At 47.7% G+C, this 1,346-nt stretch carries 1 protein-coding gene; it reads right to left on the bottom strand.

The features are described from left to right. On the bottom strand, nucleotides 1-1,346 hold a 1,346-nt coding region (gene pruA, locus DFO73_RS28200; RefSeq protein ID WP_110067962.1), incomplete at both ends, for an L-glutamate gamma-semialdehyde dehydrogenase.

The following is a 1,346-nucleotide window of genomic DNA, read 5'->3' as shown; positions in this document are numbered from 1 at the left end:
GCTTTGGAGTCTGTTCCTGACATGTTGAATCCGCCAAATGGCTGGTATCCAACGATTGCGCCTGTACAGCCGCGGTTGAAGTATAGGTTTCCGACATGGAAATCCTCGCGCGCTTTTTGGATGTGTTCACGGTTCTTCGTGATTACAGCACCAGTTAAGCCGTACTCAGTGTTGTTGGCAATTTCGAGCGCATGATCGAAGTCCTTCGCTTTTGTAAAACCGACAACTGGTCCGAAAATTTCTTCCTGCATTAAGCGTGCGTCCGGCGCAAGATCTGCAAATACAGTCGGTTTGATGAAGAAGCCTTTGGAGTTGTCTCCTTCTCCGCCTGCCATCAGCTTGCCTTCCTCTTTGCCGATTTCGATGTAGCTCATGATCTTGTCAAATGCACCCTGATCAATCACAGGACCCATGAAATTGCTCTGGTCTTCCGGATTTCCCTGCGTTAACTCTTTTGTTAGCTCAACAACGCGGTTCAATACTTGATCGTACACATCTTCAACAACGACTGCACGTGAACATGCCGAACACTTTTGTCCGGAGAAGCCGAATGCAGATGCCACGATCGAAGTAGCAGCCAATTCAAGATCTGCTTCTTTATCGACAACAATTGTATCTTTGCCGCCCATTTCAGCGATCACACGCTTCAGCCAGATTTGGCCCTCGTTCAGCTTGGAAGCACGCTCGTTGATGCGAAGACCTACGTCACGTGAACCAGTGAAGGAAATGAAGCGAGTATCTTTATGGTCAACCAAATAGTCGCCCACTTCTGCACCGCTGCCCGGTACAAAGTTCAGAACACCCTTTGGAAGGCCTGCTTCTTCCATTACTTCAACGAATTTCGCAGCCACAACAGGTGTTGTTGAAGCTGGTTTTAAAAGAACAGTATTTCCTGCCACGATTGCCGCAACGGCTGTGCCGGCCATGATCGCTAGCGGGAAGTTCCAAGGAGAGATGATGATGCCTACTCCCAGTGGAATATAGTCATAACGGTTATATTCATTCGGACGGCTGTTGACTGGAACACCGTCTTTAATTCTTAAGATTTGGCGTGCATAGTACTCAAGGAAGTCAATAGCTTCCGCAGTATCAGCATCTGCCTCATTCCAAGGCTTTCCTGCTTCCTTTGTTAAAAGGGCAGAAAACTCATGCTTGCGGCGGCGGATAATCGCAGCAGCTTTGAATAACACATCTGCGCGTGTTTCCGGCTTTACTTTTCTCCACGTTTTGAATGCTTCAACAGCAGCCTGCATCGCTTTCTCAGCATGCTCGCGGTTTGCCTTTGAAACACGGCCAACCACTTCTTCTTTATTAGAAGGATTGATTGATACGATTTTATCTTCAGT

It is taken from the genome of Cytobacillus oceanisediminis (assembly GCF_003182355.1).
In the GTDB taxonomy this organism is placed as follows: Bacteria; Bacillota; Bacilli; order Bacillales; family Cytobacillaceae; genus Cytobacillus; species Cytobacillus oceanisediminis_A.
Note: the sequence above shows the minus strand (reverse complement) of the source record. Positions and strands in the feature narration are given on the sequence as shown.